The organism is Chryseolinea sp. H1M3-3, assembly GCF_029360725.1.
Taxonomy (GTDB): Bacteria; Bacteroidota; Bacteroidia; order Cytophagales; family Cyclobacteriaceae; genus Chryseolinea.
The window spans coordinates 1,155,732-1,180,071 of the sequence record NZ_JARKMY010000001.1; the positions used below are offsets into that span (position 1 = coordinate 1,155,732).

Here is a 24,340-nt window from a genome sequence, read left to right on the forward strand (position 1 = left end):
CGTAACGAAATCGGGCTAGTTGTAAAGAACCTTTATTGTAATTAATAAGGGTATTAATTCTGTGGCACAAATGTACGAAAATAAATGAAACATCGAGTGACTCATCCGCTTACTCAGTTTAATAACGATGAGAAACATCCAACCTATCAACAGCCACGAAATGATTTTTAATAATACAATATGAAAATTTTCATTCTGCCCATGCGAGATAAAATAGAAAAACAACAGGAGCGTTAATGATCCAAAAATTATTAAAAGCAGTCTAATCCAATTAAAAATATGCAGGCCTGCAATCTCGGTGAAGCCAAATAAAATCGACAAACAATACACCAAAACAACTTTAAAAAAAACAATTGCCAATATAATTCCACTCAGTTTAGCCCATAAAAACATTGCCTCCCCAAATGTATCGGACTGAAATCCTAAGGCGACAACGTACTGATGCGGAATGAATCTGAAAATGATCATCAAGTAATAACCGATCATTAAACTACAGTACACGTAAAAGAGAAAATTAATACTGCTGGTAATGCGTGAGTACATTTGACTGTCTTCGCCTTCACGCGAAAAAAACATTTTAATAATCGAAAAATAATCCGAGGCTAATTTTGGATTCAGTTGAACAACAATAATAAGCACACTGACCAATATCAACATTCCCACAATCACGAAATCGCGAAAAAATGAAAAGCGCATCGGGACTTCGGCCGATGCAGATTTGATTGGAGAAGATGAAAGGATGACCGTCCTTAAACCGCCTGGCCTTATTTTTTCCTGATGAATTCCTATCAATAACACAGGTGCCTTGTAGATCTGCTGCAAGCTGTCAACACGCACGTCGAATCTTGCATTGCCGCTTGTAAAGAGTTGTCCGTTTACAAAAATTGTATAGGGCTCATTACTTTCAATACGCAGCACGTTGCCTTTCAATTGCGATGGTTCAAGCCCAAAATATATTGTTGTTATTTTTCCTTTGTCAGCTTCAAAAGGAATGTAACGTTCGCCTTCGTATATCTGCCACTCGGACTGTAAATCACTGACGACAAAAAAATTCTGCGCGCTTACTGCCTGGTCAGCTAGGAGCAGCAATAGTAATAATGATATTCTAATCAAGGGTCTCATGAATGTTTCACCAAAAATATGCGTTCTGGCTTGATATCTGAAATCGACGTAATTTTACAATTGAAATGGCTGGTATTTACATTCACATTCCCTTTTGTAAGCAAGCGTGCCACTACTGCGATTTTCATTTCTCGACCAACACCCGTAAAAAACTTCAAGTCCTTGAGGGTATCGCTACTGAGATTGCCTTACAGCAGAATTATCTGGCGGGCGAACAAATCGACACCATATATTTTGGCGGAGGCACTCCATCGTTACTGTCCGCCGAAGCGTTAGATCGAATATTGAAAGTCATCGAACAAACATTTGAAATATCTGCCTCAGCAGAAATAACCTTAGAAGGAAATCCTGATGATTTGGATTTTGAAAAACTGAAGGAACTAAAAAATATTGGCATCAATCGCTTAAGCATCGGCATTCAATCTTTCGATAATGCTGTTTTAAAATTTCTGAATCGCGCCCACGACACTACAACGGCCTTAGCAAGTTTTCACAATGCACGCAAGCTAGGTTTTCAAAACATTAGCATTGATTTGATGTATGCAATCCCTGGTCAGAATGTTGAGGAATGGAGAAACAATATTCAGCAGGCAATTGAATTAAATCCTGAGCATATTTCCTCATACGCATTGACCGTTGAAGAAAAAACAGTCTTTGGGAAGTGGGCCGCGCGTAATAAAATTAAAATTATTGATAATGATGTTTCAGCTGAGGAGATGGTGTTACTGATCGACGCACTGGAGGGGGCAGGCTATCATCATTATGAAGTCTCTAATTTTTCGAAACCTGGGTCGGTTTCGAAGCACAATAGCAGTTATTGGAAAGGCGAAAAATATTTAGGCGTGGGGCCCAGTGCACATTCTTACGATGGAGGAAGCCGCCAATATAACATCAGCAATAACCACCTTTACCTAAACTCCATTCAGTTACAAAAAATACCTGCCATCGTCGAGCCTTTAACGCTCGATGACAAAATAAACGACTATTTGCTAACCAGGCTGCGCACATCGTGGGGAGCCGACCTCAAAAAACTTCTCCAGGACTATCAATATGATTTATTAAAGCTTCATGGCGATTATGTTAGCCGGTTAGTGGATCATAAACACGCTTTGCTATCGAATGAAACCCTCATATTGACGAAATCCGGACGATTATTAGCAGATAAAATTGCGGCTGACTTATTCTCAATGACCTGTATGTAGAAAAACAGTGACGAGAGTCATTGGGAAGGGTAACAGAAACTTGCTAATTTGTGCATCTTTAGAACCCAAATGTTATCAGTGGAAGAGAAAAAAGTATATATGCTTCTGAAATCGGTCATTTTCCATTACCACGGACTTGATGATCAGGAAAAGAAGGATTTAGACAAGACCGCAAACGATCTTAATGCACATGATGAATATCAATGGGCGATGAATTTTGTAGCAACTGACTATATCACGGCTTTTGACCGCGCCCGATTGTTCCTAAACGACATTATTGGAGATTACCAAAAAGAAAAGCGAATCGAATTAATCAATATGGTTTGGCAGGCTAATAATCTTAAAGGTTATGTTACTGAGATGGAAGCTACCGCAATGCTCAAATTAGCCAAAGACTGGAATGTGCAGAAAGAATTAATACAGCTTGTTTTAAACTAAAACTCAAAAAAAAGCGGGAGGTTAATCCCGCTTTTTTTATTCCTTTTTCTCTTTCGAAGAGGCTTTCGCCTTTTTGACTTTTACAGTTAACACCTCGCCTTTACCATCATAATCTGCGAAGATTGTGCCGCCTTCTTCAATTTCACCTTTTAGGATTTCCTCCGCTACCGGATCTTCCAGATATTTTTGAATGGCACGGTTCAAAGGACGAGCACCAAATTGTTGGTCATATCCTTTTTCAGCTAAGAAATCTTTTGCCTTATCACTAAGCTCTACATTATAACCAAGCTGAATAATACGGTCGAACAATTTACGAAGCGTAATATCAATGATTTTATGAATATGCTCACGCTGCAGTGAATTGAACACAATCAAGTCATCCAATCTATTCAAGAACTCCGGACTGAAGGCGCGCTTCAATGCATTTTGAATGGTGCTCTTCATGTTCTCGTCATCGCTTTGACGTTTCGTTGCCGAAGCAAAACCAATACCTGATCCGAAATCTTTTAAGTCACGGACACCGATATTGGAAGTCATGATGATTATCGTGTTTCTAAAATCAACACGTCTGCCCAAACCATCGGTCAAAATTCCATCATCCAAAACCTGGAGCAGGATATTAAATACATCAGGATGTGCTTTTTCAATCTCATCCAGCAATACTACCGAGTATGGTTTACGTCTTACTTTTTCTGTTAACTGGCCACCTTCTTCATATCCTACATAGCCGGGAGGCGCGCCGACAAGTCGAGACACAGAAAACTTTTCCATGTACTCACTCATGTCAATTCTTACAAGGGCATCTTCCTTATCGAAAAGATAGGTCGCCAAAACTTTTGCAAGTTCAGTTTTACCAACGCCGGTAGGACCGAGAAAAATAAATGATCCAATTGGTTTTTTAGGATCCTTCAATCCCACCCGCGTACGCTGTATTGCCTTGGTCAATTTCTTAATCGCTTCCTCCTGACCGATAACCTTACCGTTAAGCTCTTCGGCCATGTTCAGAAGTTTATTGCTTTCCTTCTGGGCAATTCGATTAGTAGGTATGCCTGTCATCATCCCCACTACGTCGGCAACATTATCTTCCGTTACCGTATATTTTTCCGTACGGGTTTTTTCTTCCCATTTCGCCTTAGCAATATCAAGCTGTTCAATGAGCTTCTTTTCGCGATCACGAAGTTGTGCAGCTTCCTCGTATTTCTGGCTTTTAACCACCCGATTCTTTTCTTTCTTCACTTCTTCGATTGCCTCTTCGAATTTTACGATGTCTTCAGGCACATGGATATTGTTTATATGCACACGGGCTCCGGCTTCATCTAATACGTCAATCGCTTTATCTGGCAAATAACGGTCGCTGATATATCGATCAGATAGTTTCACACAAGCTTCAATCGCTTCTTTTGTATAGATCACGTGGTGGTGATCTTCATATTTTTCTTTGATGTTGTCAAGAATTTGTATCGTTTCCTCAGGTGTAGTAGAATCTACCAGCACCATTTGGAATCTTCTCGCCAGTGCCCCATCTTTTTCAATGTACTGCCTGTACTCATCGAGTGTTGTGGCGCCAATGCATTGGATTTCTCCGCGGGCTAAGGCCGGCTTGAACATATTCGAAGCATCGAGGGAACCGGAGGCTCCACCAGCACCAACGATGGTATGTAACTCATCAATGAACAAGATGACATCGGGAGATTTTTCAAGTTCATTCATCACAGCTTTCATCCGCTCTTCGAACTGTCCACGATATTTTGTGCCTGCAACCAGTGAAGCAAGATCAAGTGTAACTACCCTTTTACCGAATAATACACGCGATACTTTTTTCTGGATGATTCTTAAAGCAAGACCTTCGGCTATAGCAGTTTTACCTACGCCTGGTTCGCCAATAAGAATTGGGTTATTTTTCTTTCTCCTTGAAAGAATCTGGGCAACACGTTCAATTTCTTTTTCACGACCAACGATTGGATCCAATCTGTTGTCTTCTGCAAGGCGCGTCAGATCGCGACCAAAATTGTCAAGTACCGGAGTGCGCGATTTTTCTGCCCCCTTTTTCTCTTTACCGGGATTGCCAGCGCCGGCGCCTCCAAATATTTTTGAGGAGTCATCATCTGGATCGTCGGTATCCTGGGATGCCATAGGGCCTTCATTTTGATATTCTAACATTTCTTTGACGGTCTCGTAGTTTACGTCGAATTTATTTAATATTTGAGTTCCCAGATTATCCTGATCACGAAGTATTGAGAGCAGAAGATGTTCTGTACCGATGAGCTGAGCTTTAAAAATTTTTGCCTCGAGATAGGTAATCTTTAATACTTTCTCAGAAGCTTTTGTCAGGGGAATGTTGGCCAAATTTTTAATCTGGTGTGTGGCCGTGCCTTTTGAAATTTTTTCTATTTCATTTCGCAGTTCATCCAGCGGCACGCCTAACTTTTTTAGAACGCCAACGGCCACGCCTTCGCCTTCGCGAACCATGCCTAAGACGAGGTGTTCAGTGCCTATATAATCATGACCAAGGCGTAACGCTTCTTCCCTGCTAAGTGAGATAACTTCCTTGACACGATTGGAAAATTTTGCTTCCATAGAAGTGTAATAAAATGATTAATGTAAATGTAAAGTATTTTGTGTGTTCAACGCTACCCAATCTCTAAGATTTAATAACGATAAAAAAACACACTCGACTTTCTATTTGTTCATTTTCGGATTGATGAGGCTTGAACGATTTTACTAGCTTCCGGTCCTGTACAAAATACCAAATCGATAAGGCTCAAGTTATCTACAAACGTATTGCCAAATACTTGATTATACATTGTGGGGTAATAAAATTTATAACATTGCTCCAATTTTTTCGGATTTATAGCGGAACGGAGGTCTAAAACAGTTTCCGACGGCGTTTGGAGGTAACATCCGCTTTCCTTTATTGGCATACTCCATTTTAGCCAGCCAAGACACATTGACAGCAACATGTAATTTAATTCATAAAGAAAGTCCACTTTCCTGAACAAAACAGCGTGAAGATCATCGGCGTAATGTTCAAAGAATGGCGCTTTCGCGTAGGCAGATTGAATGGTTCGCCAGTGATTATTCACCCATTTCTGGGTCATATCTAACCGAACATCCGTAATGAGTACCTTCCCATGCTTGGCGGTTACAGGTACACTCAGTTGTATCACACCATTCGCTGTTTGAACGCAGCAGCGGGTGCGAAAAGTTTGTTTAACGTAATGCTCATGACGCTCAAGCTGGATCGCCTCTGATTGTTGAATGGCGGCAAAGTAGGCTATGCAGGGCAGATAGTGGGCTTCAATAAGTGCTGTCAAAAGATTCTTGTAGAAAGATTTGAAGTTATTAGTATTGCACAAAAAAATAAAAGTTGTCCGTATTTAACCAACTACCTTTACCCGTCACATTATTTTTGGAAGACAATTGGTGTCGTTATACCTTCACTTTTCTGCGAACTATTAAAAATTTATTTCGTTTTATCCTCGGGTCATCAAATTTCTAATGAAAGAATTAAAATACCTCAATAAGTATCTAATTAAATATAAATGGCACTTAATTCTTGGAACGGTCTTCGTAATTATTTCAAATATTTTTCAAATCGTTCCCGGACCATTGGTTAGGCTTTCCATTGATTTGGTGGTCGATAATATTCGTGTTTATCAGACCTTTTCAGGCACAAATCTCCAAAATAATTTTTTTGATGTTTTTGCTTTTGGCATTGTGATTTATGCCGGTCTTATCCTTTTAATGGCGCTTCTACGCGGTATATTCTTGTACTTTATGCGGCAAACATTGATTGTGATGTCACGTCTGATAGAATTCGATTTAAAGAATGAAATCTTTGAACATTATCAGGTCCTGCCACTTAGTTTTTATCGAAGAAACAACACCGGCGACCTGATGAACAGAATTTCCGAAGATGTAGGACGAGTGAGAATGTATCTGGGGCCAGCCATCATGTATGGATTAACTTTGGTAACCCTGTTTTTGATGTTGATTCCCTTAATGTTTGAAATTAGTCCAACGCTAACGTGGTACGCTTTGAGCCCACTGCCGTTATTATCCATCAGTATTTTCTGGGTCAACAATAAGGTTGAGAAACGCGCTGAACAAATTCAGGAAAGTCAGTCAAAGCTTTCAACTTTTGTGCAGGAAGCTTTTAGCGGAATCCGGGTCATAAAATCCTTCAACCGCGAGCATGAATCAATTGGCAGATTTGATTTGGAGACTGACTATTATAGAAAACAATCGCTGAAACTCACCAAAGTTCAATCCCTGTTCTTTCCCCTCATCATGGGTTTAATCGGTTTAAGTACCATTCTTACCGTTTATGCGGGTAGCACTGAGGTTATAAAAGGCAATTTGACTTTTGGCAACATTGCGGAATTTATTATTTACGTCAATTTATTAACCTGGCCCGTCACTTCCCTTGGCTGGACCAGCAGCCTGGTTCAACGTGCAGAAGTATCTCAAAGAAGAATCAATGAATTTTTGAAGACACAAACCAGTTTAGTGTCCGAAAAGGAATTGGTTCATGAAATAAAAGGGAAGGTCGAATTCAGAAATGTAAGCTTTACCTATCCTGACACGGGCATTAAGGCTTTAAGAAACATTTCATTCACGATCAATCCAGGAGAATCGCTGGCGATTATTGGAACTACAGGTTCGGGAAAAAGTACCGTATCAAATTTAGTCTCGCGGTTATACGATGTAAGGGAAGGAGAAATTCTAATTGATGATATCCCCATCTCACATTATAATCTGAATTCACTTCGTAGTCAAATTGGATATGTACCTCAGGACGTTTTCCTTTTCAGCGATACAATTTTTAACAATATAGGATTTGGGATAAAAAATCCCGATGAAGTGAAGGTTATTCAAGCTGCTAGGGATGCAGATGTTTACGAAAATATCATGCAATTCCCCCAGGGATTTAATACCAGGGTAGGAGAGCGTGGCATTACACTTTCGGGTGGCCAAAAACAACGTGTATCGATTGCCCGTGCCATCGTGCGTGAACCAAAAATTCTTATGCTTGACGACGCCCTTTCGGCAGTTGACACCAAAACGGAGAACAATATTCTTAACAGCATGAAACGGATCATGGAGGGAAGAACAACCATCATCATTTCTCACCGGGTTTCATCCGCGAAACTTGCTAACAAAATCGTTGTTTTAGTCGATGGACTTATTGCCGAAGAAGGGACGCATGAATCATTGCTGATGAAGGAAGGTATGTATAAGGATCTCTTCGAAAAACAAGGACAGCTAGATCCAGCGGCAACCGAAGAATCTGAATCAGAAAACGTATCTTAAGCCAACACCGCCTTCAAAACGACTCCAGCCCGGATCAGCTTGTATATCAGTGAAATACTCTAACTCCATGAATGCAGAAATGGGTATTTTAAAATTGGCGTATTCAATGCCCGCAACGGCCTGTGGGCCCATCGTTAGGCGGGACCTTTCTATCCGTCCAAATTTTTTGTCATCGCCCATACTTTCCATATACGTATAGTCATACTGAATTTTGGTACTCTTCCATTCCCATCCGGCGCCTACATAAAGTTGCAGGCCAGGAGAAATCTGTTCTACATTAACGTGATAAAGCAATTTGATTTCACCTATTAAATCAGACTTTACTTTGTGCGTGTAGTATTCCAGTGAGTCCTCTCCATTCATGAATTTTTTGCGCTCCAATTCTTCGTAAAATTTCTCCGCAAAATAACGGTTGTACAAACCGCTGGAAGCCTTGCCAATGTCAGCGACAATGGCAAATTTCTTGTTCGCATAATACTTATAAGTAATGGCGAATGGATCACCCAGTTTTACGCCGATGCCATGGTAGGGATACTTACTATTCTCAAAAATAGGACAAACAGTTTTCGCTTTGGCGCCTCTAACACGTGCGGCAGCATGGTTGTGGCGTTCGCGGGTATACATACTTTTACCACCATTGTAAATGCGCGCCTTTTGGGCTATTACGAACTCCGCACTCAACAGGAAAAAAATGAATAAAGTAACCTTTGTAAAAAAGTGCATTTCGCAGTAAATATACTGCATTTGCCCCGGAATGACCTTCTAAGGCCCGGTTACCGACCGATTTAAGCTTTAAACAAACTCTTTATACTGCATCTTGTGGAGTTGCGCATAAAATCCTTCCCGAACCAGCAGTTCCTCGTGACGTCCAATTTCTTTTATTTCACCATGATCAAGGACGATAATTTTATTTGCTTTTTGAATCGTTGAAAGCCGGTGTGCTATTACTATGGATGTTCTTCCACTCATCATTTTACCAATCGCTTGCTGAATCAGCTCCTCGGTTTCGCTATCCACGGAAGATGTTGCCTCATCTAAAACAAGAATTTTTGGGTTATACACCATGGCACGAATAAAGGAAATGAGCTGCCGTTGCCCTACCGACAACGTTGAGCCACGCTCCATCACATTGTATTGAAGCCTACCTGGCAACCGTTCAATGAATTTTCTTGCGCCCACCACGTCGGCAGCATGCCAAACCATCTCTTCTGTTACTTCGGGATTGCCAAGCGTAATATTGTTAAGGATGGAATCGGAAAAGAGAAAAACATCTTGTAAAACAACGCCAATATTTTTACGAAGGGTGCCCAACTCATAATCTGCAAGGTCAATCCCGTCAACCTGAATTGACCCGCGATTAATTTCGTAAAACCGGTTTAACAAATTGATGATAGAAGACTTGCCAGCACCGGTCGCTCCCACCAATGCAACCGTCTCCCCAGGCTTAATATCCAGATTGATGTCTTTCAAAACATATTCCGCGTCATTATATGCGAACCAAACGTGGCTGAATTTAACTTCCCCTTTAACATGATCAGGTTTATACTTGCCGTTTTGCTGTATGTCATCCGTTGCATCCAAAAGATTCAGGATCCGGGATGAACTTACGATACCCATTTGTAGCGTGTTGTAACGATCGGCAATCATTCTGATGGGCCTAAAAAACATTTGAATGTACATGATAAAGGCAATCAGCTTTCCAATAGTGATTCCGGTTTCGTCATAATTGATAACGCCCTTTGCACCATACCATACCAGCAATCCAATTCCAGCCGCAGCGATAATTTCGGCTACCGGGAAATAAATAGAGTAATAAAGCACGGATTTTAAATTGGCCCGTTTATGTTCTTCATTTATTTCCTTAAACTTTTCAAATTCCCTTTTCTCACTACCAAAAATCTGTACAATGTTCATACCGGTAATGTGCTCCTGAACAAATGTGTTGAGGTTGGACACCGCATTTCGAACATCATTAAAAGTGACTTTGATTTTTTCTTTAAATATGTAAGTACTAATCAAAAGCAAGGGTAAGGTAGACAAGCTCACTAATGCTAACCTCCAATCTTGCGAAAACATAAACGCCAAAATAAAGATGATCTGAAGCAAATCCCCGACCATGGCGGCAAGGCCTTCACTAAAAACATCTGATAAAGTTTCAACATCTGAAATCGTCCTTGTGACAAGTCTTCCTATAGGCGTCTTATCAAAAAATTTCAGACGCAGCGATACAATGTGTTGGTATAGTTTGGAGCGAATGTCGCGAATGACTTGCTGACCAAGCCAACCTGATAAATAAGTATGGACATATTGCACAACAGAGTGAAAAATGAGCAAACCGAGCAGAACGATCATCATATTGACCATGCCCTGGTAGTTCCCGCTAGCTACATCGTTATCTAATGTATATTGAATCAAGAATGGCCGGGTCGGAGCCAGCAGGCCTAGTAACACAGTAAGTACAACCACTGTAATAAACCTTCCTTTATAAGGCATCACAAACCTCATTAGCCTGGACAGTACCGACCAATCAATAATATTACCACTGCTTACTTTTTCTTTCTCCACGGGTTACTGAATTTACTGAGTTGTGTATACGTCGAATTGTGGTCACCGGATAAAGATATGAGGTGGATATTTAACTTTAATGAGATATAAACCGTACGCGGGTACATTGGCGCCGGCCTTTTTTCGATCCCTGCTCTGAATAATAGACTGAAATTCTTTCATCGAAGTTTTTCCAGTGCCGATGTTCAACAGTGTCCCAACAATTGCTCTAACCATTCCTCTTAAAAAGCGATTCGCGGTTATTGTAAATTCCAACATATCTCCCTTTTTCTGCCATTCGGCTTTTTTGATCTCACTAAGAAAGTGATTCACATCTGTTTTTACTTTGCTAAAACATTCGAAATCATGTTCCCCCAAAAGCAACGCCGCGGCTTGGTTCATGGTCTCAACATCAACCTGCTTAAAATAATGCCACGCCAAGCCCTCCAAAAGCGGATTCTTTTTTTGCGTGATGAGATACCGGTACGTCCGTTCCACTGCATCATGGCGTGCACTTACGTCATGCTTAACCTTTCTAATAGATTGGATGGATATATCCTTTGGCAGAAATGAGTTCAACCGTGGTATAAGTAGCTCTGAATCAAATTCCTTTTCAATATCAACCTGGAAAAATTGCTGAGAGCAGTGTACGCCAGCGTCAGTTCGACCGCTGCCAAAAATCTTGAGAGGCTCGCGAAGAATTTTGCTTAACGCATCTTCCACCACAGCCTGAACACCAATAGCATTTAATTGGCTTTGCCAGCCAACATAATTTTTCCCATTGTAAGCGATTTCAAAAAAGTAGCGCATCCAGACAAATATTAACCGACATCAAATGGCGGCTCGGGGTAAGCATTTATTTTATTTACTTTGCGGCAAGTTAAAGCAACATCACTATGTGGCAAAGAATCCAAACTGTATTTCTGGTTATTGCAATTATCAGCCTTGTCGCCTCGATATTCCTTCCGATTTGGGCGCACATCGATGAAGAGGGAAAGAAGCATGTTTTGTATGCCCTGCATTATACCGCTACTGAAAAGGATCAACCGACCACCACTTACCTGCCGTATTCGATTACAGCTATCTTCGCCATTGCATCCGCTACCATTGCATTTATCGAAATCGGTAAGTTCAAAAACAGGATGTTGCAGATGAAACTGGGGGCACTTAATTCACTTTTTTTAGTCGCAACCATCGGTACCGCATTATATTTTGCCAGCCAAATGATCAAGGCACATGAGGGAGGAACCTATGGCTTGGGCATGTGGCTTCCTGGTATTGCAGTTTTGTGCAATTTACTGTCAAATCGTTTTATCCGGAAGGATGAGAAACTAGTAAGAGATTCAGAAAGGCTGCGATAGCTCCAAAAAAATTCCGTTTTTAAAATACGCTTACAAAGGTAGTTAAGATGTAAAAATTTACTGCAACTATTTTACAGATGTTTGAGTATAAGGTGCTTATAACTCCAAACATCATGAAAAAATATTTAGTTGGTTGCATTGTTTTTTTATCAATCGTGACCAATGTCGCTGCACAAGAGTATCGCATTGTAACTACCATTGAATCTATCGTGCCGATGGGTATTGGCCGATCCAGGATTTTGGATCACAAAACACCCGAAGACTACCACCCGCTTACGACCGAGCGTACCGATGGAAAAAAATCTGAACAGGGTGAAGTTAAACGGGAAGACATCAAAATTGAGAACTTTGAGGAAACCAAACTCCTGAACTTCTACAGTATAGCCGGTATAAATTTTCAAAACATCTCGTCAAATGATGCTGTGGTTTCTTCGAAACTCTCTGAAATGGCAAAAGAGGGTTGGAACCTAGTTTTCGTAACCAGTGGTGTAGAAAGCGATGCAGGAGAAAAAGACGGCAACGGAATTTTTATAACACGTTATGTTTTTAAACGCTGAAGGCCCCATAATCCCTCTCCTTTCGAAGAATTGAACTACATTTTTCTGCCAACCTGACACCCTTGCCGTGTTGGAATAAGATTTGAAAGCCCTGCCCTTCAGCAGGGTTTTTCGTTCCTTGCAGTTAAAATCTAAACATCAACCTGAAACAAGTACAATATGGCAGCAGTAACAGAAAAAGGTAACATTTCCATTCACACGGAGAATATTTTTCCAATTATTAAGAAGTTCCTTTATTCCGATCATGAGATTTTCCTCAGAGAGCTCGTGAGTAATGCTGTAGATGCAACTCAAAAACTTAAAAAACTTTCTTCGATCGGAGAATTCTCCGGTGAACTGGGAGATCTGACCATCGAGGTGAAGTTCGATAAAAAAGAAAAAACCATTACGGTTAGTGATAAAGGAATAGGAATGACTGCCGATGAGATTAAGAAATACATTAATCAAATCGCATTTTCGGGAGCAACAGAGTTCGTCGAAAAATTCAAGGATAAAGGTGACGCAAAGGATATTATTGGCCGATTTGGCTTAGGCTTTTATTCTGCCTTTATGGTGGCAGATAAAGTGGAAATTATTTCCAGGTCTTTTAAAGCGGATGAAACCGAAGCTGCCCGTTGGGAATGTGATGGATCCACTGAGTTTGAACTCACCGAGGCAATAAAGCAAGATCGTGGTACCGATGTTATTCTTCATATCAATAATGACTCAGAAGAATTTTTGGATGAATTCCGATTGAAAGGGATTTTAGAAAAGTACTGCAAATTTTTGCCTGTTGAAGTAAAGTTCGGTACAAAAGAAGAAAGCGTTGAAGATGGAGTGGACAAAGATGGTAAACCTCAATACAAGACGGTTACAAAAGATCGCATCATCAATAATCCGTCGCCACTCTGGACGAAATCACCTAAAGAATTAAAAGACGAAGATTACCTTAATTTTTATAAAGAATTATATCCGTTTTCAGAAGATCCATTGTTTTGGATTCATCTGAATGTTGACTATCCATTTAACCTTACAGGCATCCTTTACTTCCCCAAAGTGAAGAATGACTTCGAAATTCAAAAAAATAAAATTCAACTCTACTCTCGTCAGGTATTCATTACTGATGAAGTAAAAGATGTTGTGCCTGATTTCTTAATGATGCTACATGGAATTCTTGATTCACCCGACATCCCACTTAACGTGTCGCGAAGCTATCTGCAAAGTGACGCCAACGTAAAAAAGATAAGTCAGCACATTACCAAAAAAGTCGCCGACAAGTTATCGGAGTTGTTCAAGAAAGATCGAAAGGATTTTGAAAAGAAATGGGACGACATCAACATTTTCGTGAAGTACGGAATCATCAGCGATGAAAAATTCTACGATCGCGCCAAAGAATTTTCTTTACTAAAGAATGTGGACGGCCAGTATTTTACTTTTGACGAATATCGTGAAAAGGTAAAGGTAAATCAGACTGATAAGAATGACCAGGTGATTTACCTATATTCATCCAATCCTGGCAAGCAAGACAGCTTCATACAAGCTGCGAAGAATAAGGGCTATGATGTGTTAAACCTGGATGGCGTTCTCGATAGTCATTACATCAACAGTCTCGAACAAAAACTAGAGAAGACTCAAATCAAACGTGTAGATAGCGAGACTGCCGACAAACTCATCGAGAAAGATCAAAAATCAGAGAGTGTGCTGAGCCAGGAAGAGCAGGACCAGGTAAAAGGACTTTTTGAAAAGGCAATTAACAATAAAAATATGACCTTGGCCGTAGAGGCTATGTCGCCCGATGAATTACCCGTGGTGATCACCATGAGCGAATTTATGCGCAGAATGAAAGATATGGCAAAACTTGGCGGTGGAGGTTATAGTTTCATGGGATCTATGCCCGATAATTATAATGTGGCGATTAATGGAAACCATGCAATTGTGCAAAAAATATTGAAGGCAGAAAACGAGGACCAAAAAATTACGTTGGCAAAACAGGCTTATGATCTTGCATTGCTTTCTCAAAATATGCTTACCGGCGCTGATCTAACCAACTTTATCAAGCGCAGCGTTACACTTACCGCTCAATAAATTTACAGAGCTAGTCGTCCGACCATTCAAAGATGATCGGACGACTTTCCCCTTCCCCGGAATAATATTTTTTAGGTAACTTCGTTTCCAGAATCAACTGATGCCTATGCCGTTGAAGTTAATTTTTTCATGCTTTTTCATTGGACTTAGCGCTACCCTTTATGCTCAGGAAGGTGACCCGGAAGAACAACGCTTCACCATAGATACCCCCGCAAGCCTTGATTTTAAAAAAGAAGAGGATCCGGTAAGCAATAAGAAAAAGAAGAAGGTTAAGAAAAGGGTTTACTATGGCGTAAAGACAAAAAAAGGCTTCACGCGAAAAGGCCAGGGTGACCGCATTACTTATGAGCTTTTCTATGTCTTAAAAAAGCCCGAAAAACCTCAGACTTTCGTCCGGGATATTTATTGGTATGATTATACGCGTCGTGAGATCAGAAAGACTACAACTTTTGATCCGTCAAAGGGCGTATTGCTTCATGGGCCCTATGAAAAGCGACAGGGTGAAGTTGTTTTAGAGAAGGGAATTTTTTACAAGGGTACCCGTCACGGCCGTTGGATGAAGTACAACCGCGATAGCACCCTGATGGATAAAGACCGGTTTTATCGGGGCTGGCCAAAGGAATCTCTTGTCAGTTATTACGACCCACAGGAACGGAAACGTATGAAAGAAATGACTCCTATTGAATATGGGGAAAAGGAAGGATACTACTATTTCTTTCATGAAAATGGGCAGCTGGCGGTACAAGGTGAATATCATTGGGACGAAAAAGTGGGGGACTGGACTGAGTTTTATCCTAACGGAAAGCGGAAGAAAATACTTACCTACCCCAAAGAGCCATTCGATGAAACGATCAAGCCGTATGTAAAAGCTGAATGGAACGATAAAGGGAAAGAGTTATATAGGAATAACAAAATGGCGAAATAGATTAGATTTAGGTCTGAAGACAAGTCCAAAGTTCGTCGTCCTGGACCTCGGGCTTAATTCAACTCATTATGATTCCCGAAAAGAAAACTATTGAGGCAGCATACGGGCGTATTCAACCTTATATCCAGCGTACGCCAATAATGACATCCGCTGGGGTGGATGAAATGGCGGGATGTAAGCTGTTTTTTAAGTGCGAAAATTTTCAAAAGATTGGCGCTTTTAAAGCACGGGGCGCCATGAATGCAGCGCTTCAACTGCCACCTCAACAAAGATCCAAAGGTCTTGCCACCCATTCTTCGGGAAATCATGCACAGGCGGTAGCACGTGCAGCGAAAATTTTGGGAATAAAATCCTATATCGTAATGCCTAACAATTCCTCGGAAATGAAAAGAAGGGGCGTGTTGGGGTACGGTGGAGAAATCTTTTTATGTGAGCCCAACCTGCGGGCTAGAGAAGAAACGCTACATGGGATTATTAATAAAACCGGTGCAGCAGAGATACATCCGTTCAATAATTATGAGGTAATTGCCGGCCAAGCAACCGTCGCAAAGGAGCTTATTGAAGATGTAAGAGATCTAGATGTAATTGTCAGTCCGGTCGGTGGTGGAGGCTTGTTAAGTGGCACAGCCTTGACGGTCAAATTTTTTTCGCCAACCACAAAAGTAATTGGTGCTGAGCCTGAAGGAGCCGATGATGCTTTTCGTTCTATGCAAAGCGGAAAGATCGAACCAGCTGCGGTAAATTCTGTTGCTGACGGGCTTTTAACCTCTTTAGGTGAAAAAACATTTAATATTATTAAGACGGAAGTCGCTGAAATCATCACCGCTTCCGACAAGGAAATAGTAGCAGCGATGCGCCTCATCTGGGAAAGACTCAAAATTGTTATTGAGCCATCAGCAGCCGTACCGTTAGCCGTAGTGCTTAAATCAAAGGAAAAATTTTTTGGTGCACGAGTGGGGATTATACTTTCCGGAGGCAATGTGGATTTGGAAAAAGCATGCGAACTTTTCAACAAGTATCGATAGTCATCGAGACCGAACTACTGATTCCAACTCTACCTTTAATTATTTTTCCTAAACTGGTCGAATCTTGAGGGGGTGGACTTTTTTGGAAACACGTTATTTCTCATCTCCACATCAGCCAGCTCAAAATTAGGATCAAGAACAATGTTTACCACTTCTTTTTCCTTGATGAAGACTTTAGTGATGTCATTTTCATTAATTCTCCAAACTTCAGCGGGAATGCGCTCAATTTCTTTCGAACCATCCTTGTACGTCCATTCGATAACCAACGGTGTGACTAAGCCTCCAACATTTTTGAACTTAATCTGATAAATATTTTTACCGTTCAATTTCTCGCGAATGGCATTGTCATCTACGCGGCTTTTAAATTCTCCCTGTAAATATTCGGGAGTATTCATGAGCGTAAATTCCTCCGGGCCGTTGCTAAAATCATTGTCCTTAGTATCCCCGCTGCTGTTTCCCTTTGATTCCAGATCGCCGCGCTTAACCTTTAATTTTTTCTTTTCCGGATCAAGCGTTTCAGACTGCAACTTGAACCATTTAACCTCCTGCATGTCAACGTCTACATAATCTGTGGTATAAAACCAACCACGCCAGAACCAGTCCAAGTCAACTGCCGACGCATCCTCCATGGTCCTGAAAAAATCAGCGGGGCCAGGATGTTTGAAAGCCCAACGCTCGGCATATTCTTTAAAGGCTTTATCAAATAGTTCCGGACCCATTACTGTCTCACGAAGTACTGTGAGCGCTGCAGAAGGTTTTGTATAGGCATTTGAACCAAACTCTGAGGGGCGGACATTATCGGACGATGACATAATAGGTCGCATCTGACTTTTATCCCCTCGCATAAAAGGAACAATTCCTTTTGGAGTACCATGTGTTCCGTACAGTTCAGGATATCGGATACGTGTAGTTTCTTTTTCCAGAAAAGTATTCAATCCTTCATCCATCCATGACCACTGCCTTTCATCTGAATTGACAATCATGGGGAAAAAATTATGACCCACTTCATGCACCACGACTTGTACCAATCCTGTCAACGTCGCCTTTGAATAGGTACCATCTCTTTTTGGACGTTCTCCATTAAAGCAAATCATTGGATACTCCATACCCTGATGCACAGTATGCACGGAATACGCCACTGGATATGGATACTCGAATGTGCGTTCAGAATAAATTTCAAGCGCATTCTTAATTGCCTTAGTAGATTCTTTTTCCCATAGCGGGTTTCCTTCTTTTGAATATAGCGATTGTGCCAACACCGTTTTATCTCCAATCTTCACCGCTTGAGCATCCCAAATAAATTTCCGTGAGCTCGCAAAGGCGAAATCACGAACGTTATCGGCAGCAAATTCCCATGTTACTTTCTTGGAAGATTTTACTTTTTCCTTTTCTCTTGCTTCCGCTTCGGTGACAATAAATACCGGCATATTATAGGACTTCTTTGCTTTTTCATAGCGGTCGAACTGTTCCTTAGTTAAAACTTCCTTAGGATTTTGAATAGTGCCAGTAGCCCCTACGATATGATCGGCAGGCACGGTTATTTTCACACGGTAATTCCCGAAAGTAAGTGCAAACTCACCTTGACCCAGAAACTGCTTGTTCTGCCAGCCCTCGTAATCATCGTAGACACACATGCGTGGAAACCATTGGGCAAAGGTGTAAACATAGTTACCATCCTCAGGAAAGTATTCATATCCCCCACGTCCATCGAATACCTGACGGTTATATTCCGTGTAACTCCAATCCACAGAAAAAGAAAATTTCTCTCCAGTTTTTAAAGGTGCTGGCAAGTCGACGCGCATCATGGTATTATTAATGAAATAGGGCAGATTTTTTCCAGAAGCATCCTTCACGGATTTGATCGAATAGCCTCCTTTATAATCTGTGACGTTAACACCGGATGCGCCACTAAAAAATGCGGCAGGTATCGAATCCTTTACAGATCCTGTACTTGTCTTGTTCGTAATACTTTGATCGGCAAAAATATTCTGATCCAATTGTAGCCATAAAAATTTTAAAGCTTCAGGCGCATTGTTGTGATAGGTGATAGTTTCAGAACCAGTAAGAATCTGTGTTTGGTCATTCACTTCAACGTCAATCACATAGTCAGCCCGTTGCTGCCAATAATTTGCACCCGGCGCTCCGGAAGCGGTACGATAAGAATTTGGCGTTGGAAGTGCTTCTCCCAATTGCTCAAATTTACCCTTCCATTGATTTTGTGAATGCCCCTTTAAACTAGCGACAAAAAGAAAAAATAATATATATGAGAATCTCATCAGTTCTTTGATAATTAAGACACCAAGAAAGTACGTTGATAGCCTATCGATATTCCGTTAGAAAATCAATTTGCTCCTTTTTTAAAAGAATCAAATTTGGACGGAACACCACTTGGCCGTGGAAAAACATTGTCTTGCACATCCACGTCAGTTAATTCCTGATGTGGATCGAGCATCACGTTTGTTACTTCTTTATCCTTAATGAATACTTTATTCACTTTGCTTTCATTCACCCTCCAGATCTCCGCAGGAATCTTTTCAATTTCTTTTGTTCCATCGGCATAAGTCCATTGAATGATGACAGGCATTACCAAGCCACCTTGATTAGAAAGCGTTACTTCATAAATATTTTTGTTTTCTAGCTTTTGAATGATAGCCTTATCATCTACAACACTTGCAAATTCACCATTCAGTCGCGGGTCGGTTGGAATTAAAGTGAAAGGCTCCGGGCCGTTATTAAAATTTTCAAATTTTTTCTCAGTTTGATTTGTAGCAAGGTCACCCTTCTTTACTCTTAGATTTTTTCGCTCCGGATCTTTTTCTTCCTTCCTCACTTTGTACCACTTCACCTGGTCGATGGATTGATCGCAATTATCAGTAGTGTAAAACCAACCTTTCCAAAACCAGTCCAAGTCGACAGCGGATGCATCTTCCATTGTACGGAAAAAGTCAGCAGGCTTAGGATGCTTGAATGCCCAACGGTCGGCATACTCCTTAAACGCTTTATCAAAGAGTTCAGGACCCATGATCGTTTCGCGAAGCATATATAACCCCGTAGCTGCCTTTCCGTATTGTTCGTCTCCAAAAACAATAACCTGTTCTGAATTGGTCATCAACGGACGCATTTTTGTTTTGTCTCCCTTTAGATACGGGACCATTTCAGATGGTTTACCCCGGGTCCATTTGATATCCGGATAGCGTTCCACCTCTGTCATTAGCTGTACAAAACTATTAATACCTTCATCCATCCAGGTTGTTTGGCGCTCATCGTTGTTAATGATCATAGGAAAGAAGTTGTGTCCAACTTCGTGAACAATTACACCGATCATTTTCTGACGTGTGCTTTGAGAATAACTACCGCCCTTATTTGGACGGCCAAAATTGAAACATATCATCGGATATTCCATGCCGATGTTAGCTGCATGAACAGATATGGCCACCGGATAAGGATAGTCGATTGTAAATCTGGAGTACACTTCAAGGGTGTTTTTTACGGCTTTCGTAGATTCCCTTTCCCAGAGCGGATTACCTTCTTTTGGATAAAACGACATGGCAAGCGGCGTAGTTGTTCCGAGTTTTACCGCTTGTGCATCCCATATAAATTTACGAGAGCTTGCAAACGCAAAATCTCTCACATTATCGGCATGAAATTCCCAAGTTTTCTTTTGTGTTGATTTCGTCTTCTCTTTTTGTATCGCCTCCGCCTCTGTAACAATAATGACAGGCTTATCGAAAGTATTCTTCGCTCTTTGAAAGCGCTCTATCTCTGTTTTTGACAATACGTTCTGTGGGTTTTGAAGAATTCCAGTAGCCCCTACGATGTGATCGGCAGGGGTGGTTATCTTCACCTTATAATCCCCAAAAGGTAAAGCAAACTCTCCTTTGCCAAGGAATTGTTTATTCTGCCATCCTTGATAGTCATCGTAAACACACATGCGGGGGAAAAATTGTGCAATGGTGTAAACATAGTTGCCATCTTCCGGAAAAAACTCCATACCACTGCGTTGACCAAATATGCTTCGGTCTACGATGTTAAAAGACCATTCAATCCCAAATGAATACTTTTCACCGGAGCGAAGTGGCTGTGGCAAATCAATGCGCATCATCGTATTGTTAATAGTATGCGCTAGAGGTTTGCCATTTGTATCGTTTACACTTTTGATATTAAACCCCGCCTTAAAATCTGAAACATCGGCTGCATATGTTTTTGCTTCAGCAGAATCTTTTACAACTCTCGTATCTGCGTTTGATAAAGTGTTTTCTTCGGAGAGAATATTCTGGTCCAGCTGTAACCAAAGATATTTTAAAACATCTGGTGAATTATTGGTGTACGTAATCGTTTCGTTACCCGTGATGCTGTTGGTGCCTTCGTGTAACTCCACACTGATTACATAATCAGCTTTTTGTTGCCAATATTTTGGACCTGGCGCTCCTGAGCCCGTTCGGTATTCATTTGGGGTCGGCAAGGTTTGGCCAAGCTGCTCGAACTTGCCCTCCCATTGCCCCTCCTGCGCCAGTGCAACCAATGCGCAAAGGTTTAAGAGAGAAATAAAAAGAAACTTCATAAAAATTATGTTTAGGTTAATGAGTCATGAGTTGATGCAAAAGTCAATCCCGCCAATACGCGTTTTCATTCATCAGCACTAAGGCCATTCCTGCAATTGCAGACGAAATAACCATTTTCCAGTCCCTTCGGTTCAGTCCAAATAAATCTACTAGAACAAATGCGACCGACATAAAAATAGCAACAATGATGAGTTGCCCGAGTTCCAGCCCCACATTAAAAGCAAAAAGTGGTGTAAGAATATTTTCTTCTTTCCCCAGGATAGCCCGTAAGTAGGAGGAAAAGCCGAGGCCATGCACTAACCCAAAAAATCCGGCAAAAAAATAATTTATTTGAATGCTTTTGCCGGAGAGGTTGTTTTCATTTTTGAAAATATTGGAGAGCGCAGTAATGAAAATTGTAAGCGGAATAAGGAATTCAATTAACTCAGCTTTGACAGACACGATACGTAAAGTAGCTAATGCTAACGTTACCGAGTGGCCAATAGTAAATGAAGTCACCAAAATCAATATCTGTTTCCATTCACGCGTAATGTAAAGCGCGCACAATGCCACTACAAAAAGAATGTGGTCATAGCCATTTGCATAGTCCAGAATATGGCTTTTACCTAATCCAAAATACAACTGAAATTGACTCATCCACTAATTAATTCATGAACTCAAGTATACTAGATTATCTCTATATAAGCATTGATTTTAATCCGGTATTATTTTTGGAAAAGCTATCTTGCCACTAGATAATATTAAATGTTCATTCCTTATACGATTTTATCATTTGCCCAATACATTGGAATTGTGATGTTCTTTCATCCGCTTCATGTTTCGGTTACAGAAATAGAAATGGATGAAAAGGACAAGCGGTTAGAAATCATGATGCGTGTTTTCACGGATGATCTTGAGTTAGCATTGCGTCGGAGTTTAAATCAGCCTGACCTTGATTTATTGAGTTTATCCGAGGACGATCGGGATGAAATAGTGTCCCGATACTTAAAAACTCATTTTAAAATCACCCTGGATGGAAAAGATCAAAAGACAAATTACCTGGGACATGAACAAGAAGATCTTGCTCATATTTTTTATATAGAAGTTCCCAATATAAAGAAATGGAGAACTATTCAAATCCGGAATGACATCATTATGGAAACGCATGCTGACCAGTCTAACCTGGTTCATGTTACAGTGAAGCAAACTGTTCGAAGTTTACGGCTGACTAAAAGCAATCCTGTCGACAAACTCGCGTTTGATTTCTAAAAAAATACCATCTTCGCGTGATCGATTTTTGCCTATGTTCAGAGATATAACACTTTATGTGTTTTTTATTGTGTTGCTAGCCTCCTGCAATTCAGATAATGAAGAAGCGTGCGTGTTTCAGCCGGATGTACCAGCTAAGGTCTCATTGGACTTCGAAATATTACAAGATTCTTTAATGAATATTTCCTCCAAAAAAGATCTTGTGAAAATACTAACAAGCAATCCGGCCATTCGCGATTATACCTTTCGGAGAAGTGAATATCCGGACGATTCAGTTTTTGTTACAGAGATTTATAACCGCCTCACCAATCCACATCTTGATACCTTATACCAGGAGGTAAACCGTGTCTTTGGCGACGTCTCCGGCTTAAAGACTCAGTTTGAAGAAGCATTTTCAAATATGAAATACTACTACCCGGATTTTACGCCCCCTAAAATTCAGACTGTCATTTCCGGATTAGATACCGACTTACTGGTGACGGATTCACTCATTATCGTCAGCCTCGACTTCTTTCTTGGTAAGGAGGCAAAGTACAGGCCGAAGATGTATAGTTATTTGCTTCGCAAGTACGATCCTAATGATATCGTTCCTTCATGCATGCTAATTTATGGTATTAGCAATCGCTTCAATAAAAATCAGCAAACCGACAAAACTGTTCTAGCCGATATGATCACCTATGGCAAGTCATTTTATTTCGCGAAACGTATGTTGCCCTGTGAACCTGACAGTGTTTTCATTTGGTACACCCCCGAAGAAATCGCTGGATCCAAAAAAAATGAAGATCTAATCTGGGCTCGGTTCATTGAAAGCCAAGTGTTGTTTTCTACAAGTAATAAAGTCAGACAAGATTACTTGGGTGAACGTCCGGTAACTATTCAGGTAGGCGAAAAATGCCCGGGTAGAATTGGTCAATGGGTAGGTTGGAGAATCGTTAACAAATATGCTGAGCGTCATCCAGACACAGACTTGCAGTCGTTAATGGCAGTTGACGACGCTCAAAAGATTTTTAAACAGTCGGGGTATAAACCCGGATAGGTTACAAGTCATTTCTTTTTACCCTTTCGATTTTTCTCTTCTCATCCGGTTGCATGCACATCTTACATCATTAAAAGGACAGTGTGGACTTTTTAAAAGTTGTATATCTTTGATGCCGAAATTCAAATAACCAAAAACACAATGCGCAAAAAAATCGTGGCCGGCAATTGGAAGATGAACAAAACATTGGAAGAAGCTAATGTCCTTGCCTCCGAAGTAAAGGGAATGGTGGAAGCTGAAGTAAAAGGTAATGCTATTGTTATTCTTTGTACACCATCCTTGTTTTTATTGCCAGTAAAAAATATTGTTGGTAACAATACTCGTATTTTTGTTGGCGCTCAAAATTGCAGCGAACATGAATCCGGAGCTTATACAGGAGAAATTTCTGCGGCCATGCTAAAATCGATTGGGGTGCCGTATGTTATTTTGGGACATAGCGAACGCAGACAATATTTCGGTGAGGATGGTGCCTTACTTGCAAAAAAAGTTGACACCGTCTTAAAGCACAGTTTGACGCCAATTTTTTGCTGTGGCGAGCCATTGGAAGTTCGTGAGAGCAATGGACATGAAGCATTGGTAAAAAAGCAAGTTGAAGAAAGTCTTTTTCATTTGGATTCTTCGGCGGTTCAAAAGGTCGTTATCGCTTATGAGCCTGTATGGGCCATTGGGACCGGTAAGACTGCCAGTGCTCAACAAGCACAGGATATGCATGCTGTAATCAGAAAACATCTGGCATCAAAATACGGGCAAGACGTCGCCGATTCAATTTCAATTATATATGGAGGAAGTGTAAGTGCTGCCAATGCCAAAGAACTATTTGCCTGCCCTGATGTGGATGGTGGATTAGTCGGAGGAGCATCGTTGAAATCTCGTGATTTTACAGAGATTGCGAAATCAATTTAATCGCGCACCGCATGTACCGTAGCTTGTACCTTTAACAATT

Annotated in this window: 20 protein-coding genes; 11 read left to right on the forward strand and 9 right to left on the reverse strand. The window is 40.8% G+C overall.

All coding sequences use genetic code 11. The annotated features are described in order from the left end of the window. Positions 1–15: 15 nt before the first annotated feature. Positions 16–1,122, reverse strand: a complete 1,107-nt coding sequence (locus P2W71_RS04945) for a DUF4271 domain-containing protein (RefSeq protein WP_276367846.1) — start codon at positions 1,120–1,122, stop codon at positions 16–18. Between the two features lie 65 nt (positions 1,123–1,187). Here P2W71_RS04945 and hemW point away from each other — a divergent pair, with 65 nt between their 5' ends. Together hemW and P2W71_RS04955 are read left to right on the forward strand one after the other, a co-directional pair. Further along, complete coding sequence (hemW, locus tag P2W71_RS04950; RefSeq protein WP_276367849.1) at positions 1,188–2,324, forward strand: radical SAM family heme chaperone HemW; 1,137 nt, start codon at positions 1,188–1,190, stop codon at positions 2,322–2,324. A gap of 69 nt (positions 2,325–2,393) precedes the next feature. Continuing rightward, complete coding sequence (locus P2W71_RS04955) at positions 2,394–2,762, forward strand: hypothetical protein (RefSeq protein WP_276367851.1); 369 nt, start codon at positions 2,394–2,396, stop codon at positions 2,760–2,762. A 36-nt stretch (positions 2,763–2,798) separates the two neighbouring features. Here the strand turns inward: P2W71_RS04955 and P2W71_RS04960 are convergent, their stop codons facing one another. Both P2W71_RS04960 and P2W71_RS04965 read right to left on the reverse strand, forming a co-directional pair. After that, positions 2,799–5,339, reverse strand: coding sequence for an ATP-dependent Clp protease ATP-binding subunit (locus P2W71_RS04960; RefSeq protein WP_276367854.1), 2,541 nt, complete (start codon positions 5,337–5,339; stop codon positions 2,799–2,801). Between the two features lie 110 nt (positions 5,340–5,449). Further along, entirely contained in the window at positions 5,450–6,076 is a 627-nt protein-coding gene (locus P2W71_RS04965) for a WbqC family protein (RefSeq protein ID WP_276367856.1), read from the reverse strand. 184 nt (positions 6,077–6,260) lie between these two features. Here P2W71_RS04965 and P2W71_RS04970 point away from each other — a divergent pair, with 184 nt between their 5' ends. Continuing rightward, on the forward strand, positions 6,261–8,075 hold the full coding sequence (locus P2W71_RS04970) for an ABC transporter ATP-binding protein (RefSeq protein ID WP_276367859.1): 1,815 nt from the start codon (positions 6,261–6,263) through the stop codon (positions 8,073–8,075). Here P2W71_RS04970 and P2W71_RS04975 read toward each other — a convergent pair. The 3 genes from P2W71_RS04975 to truA form a co-directional block, all read right to left on the reverse strand. Next, positions 8,058–8,798 (reverse strand): hypothetical protein, encoded by a 741-nt coding sequence (locus P2W71_RS04975; RefSeq protein ID WP_276367863.1) that lies wholly within the window; start codon positions 8,796–8,798, stop codon positions 8,058–8,060. The two genes, P2W71_RS04970 and P2W71_RS04975, sit on opposite strands and share 18 nt — an antisense overlap. Positions 8,799–8,867: 69 nt before the next feature. Next, positions 8,868–10,640: an ABC transporter ATP-binding protein gene (locus P2W71_RS04980; RefSeq protein WP_276367866.1), complete on the reverse strand. Its 1,773-nt coding sequence runs from the start codon at positions 10,638–10,640 to the stop codon at positions 8,868–8,870. A gap of 42 nt (positions 10,641–10,682) precedes the next feature. Then, positions 10,683–11,429 (reverse strand): tRNA pseudouridine(38-40) synthase TruA, encoded by a 747-nt coding sequence (gene truA / locus P2W71_RS04985; protein WP_276367869.1) that lies wholly within the window; start codon positions 11,427–11,429, stop codon positions 10,683–10,685. Between the two features lie 86 nt (positions 11,430–11,515). Here truA and P2W71_RS04990 point away from each other — a divergent pair, with 86 nt between their 5' ends. The 5 genes from P2W71_RS04990 to P2W71_RS05010 all read left to right on the forward strand — a co-directional run bounded on the left by P2W71_RS04990 (position 11,516) and on the right by P2W71_RS05010 (position 16,551). Beyond that, a complete protein-coding gene (locus P2W71_RS04990) occupies positions 11,516–11,980 on the forward strand; it encodes a DUF4293 domain-containing protein (protein WP_276367872.1) in 465 nt (154 codons plus the stop codon). 113 nt (positions 11,981–12,093) lie between these two features. Next, entirely contained in the window at positions 12,094–12,537 is a 444-nt protein-coding gene (locus P2W71_RS04995; RefSeq protein ID WP_276367875.1) for a hypothetical protein, read from the forward strand. Positions 12,538–12,696: 159 nt separating this feature from the next. Continuing rightward, the gene (htpG, locus tag P2W71_RS05000) at positions 12,697–14,601 is read left to right on the forward strand and encodes a molecular chaperone HtpG (protein ID WP_276367878.1); all 1,905 of its coding nucleotides are present in this window, start codon (positions 12,697–12,699) and stop codon (positions 14,599–14,601) included. A 106-nt stretch (positions 14,602–14,707) separates the two neighbouring features. After that, positions 14,708–15,526, forward strand: coding sequence for a hypothetical protein (locus P2W71_RS05005; protein ID WP_276367882.1), 819 nt, complete (start codon positions 14,708–14,710; stop codon positions 15,524–15,526). A 68-nt stretch (positions 15,527–15,594) separates the two neighbouring features. Then, a complete protein-coding gene (locus tag P2W71_RS05010; RefSeq protein ID WP_276367883.1) occupies positions 15,595–16,551 on the forward strand; it encodes a pyridoxal-phosphate dependent enzyme in 957 nt (318 codons plus the stop codon). 35 nt (positions 16,552–16,586) lie between these two features. On the opposite strand, the gene P2W71_RS05015 is transcribed toward P2W71_RS05010, so the two are convergent. The 3 genes from P2W71_RS05015 to P2W71_RS05025 form a co-directional block, all read right to left on the reverse strand. Continuing rightward, positions 16,587–18,827 (reverse strand): M1 family metallopeptidase, encoded by a 2,241-nt coding sequence (locus tag P2W71_RS05015; protein WP_276367884.1) that lies wholly within the window; start codon positions 18,825–18,827, stop codon positions 16,587–16,589. 65 nt (positions 18,828–18,892) lie between these two features. Then, a complete protein-coding gene (locus tag P2W71_RS05020) occupies positions 18,893–21,112 on the reverse strand; it encodes a M1 family metallopeptidase (RefSeq protein ID WP_276367885.1) in 2,220 nt (739 codons plus the stop codon). A gap of 43 nt (positions 21,113–21,155) precedes the next feature. Continuing rightward, complete coding sequence (locus P2W71_RS05025) at positions 21,156–21,749, reverse strand: HupE/UreJ family protein (RefSeq protein WP_276367888.1); 594 nt, start codon at positions 21,747–21,749, stop codon at positions 21,156–21,158. A 108-nt stretch (positions 21,750–21,857) separates the two neighbouring features. On the opposite strand from P2W71_RS05025, the gene P2W71_RS05030 reads away from it, so the two are divergent. The 3 genes from P2W71_RS05030 to tpiA all read left to right on the forward strand — a co-directional run bounded on the left by P2W71_RS05030 (position 21,858) and on the right by tpiA (position 24,300). Continuing rightward, positions 21,858–22,361 (forward strand): DUF6702 family protein, encoded by a 504-nt coding sequence (locus P2W71_RS05030; RefSeq protein WP_276367890.1) that lies wholly within the window; start codon positions 21,858–21,860, stop codon positions 22,359–22,361. A 34-nt stretch (positions 22,362–22,395) separates the two neighbouring features. After that, positions 22,396–23,397, forward strand: coding sequence for a gliding motility lipoprotein GldB (locus P2W71_RS05035; RefSeq protein ID WP_276367895.1), 1,002 nt, complete (start codon positions 22,396–22,398; stop codon positions 23,395–23,397). Between the two features lie 141 nt (positions 23,398–23,538). Beyond that, on the forward strand, positions 23,539–24,300 hold the full coding sequence (gene tpiA / locus P2W71_RS05040) for a triose-phosphate isomerase (protein WP_276367897.1): 762 nt from the start codon (positions 23,539–23,541) through the stop codon (positions 24,298–24,300). The last annotated feature ends 40 nt before the right edge of the window (positions 24,301–24,340 follow it).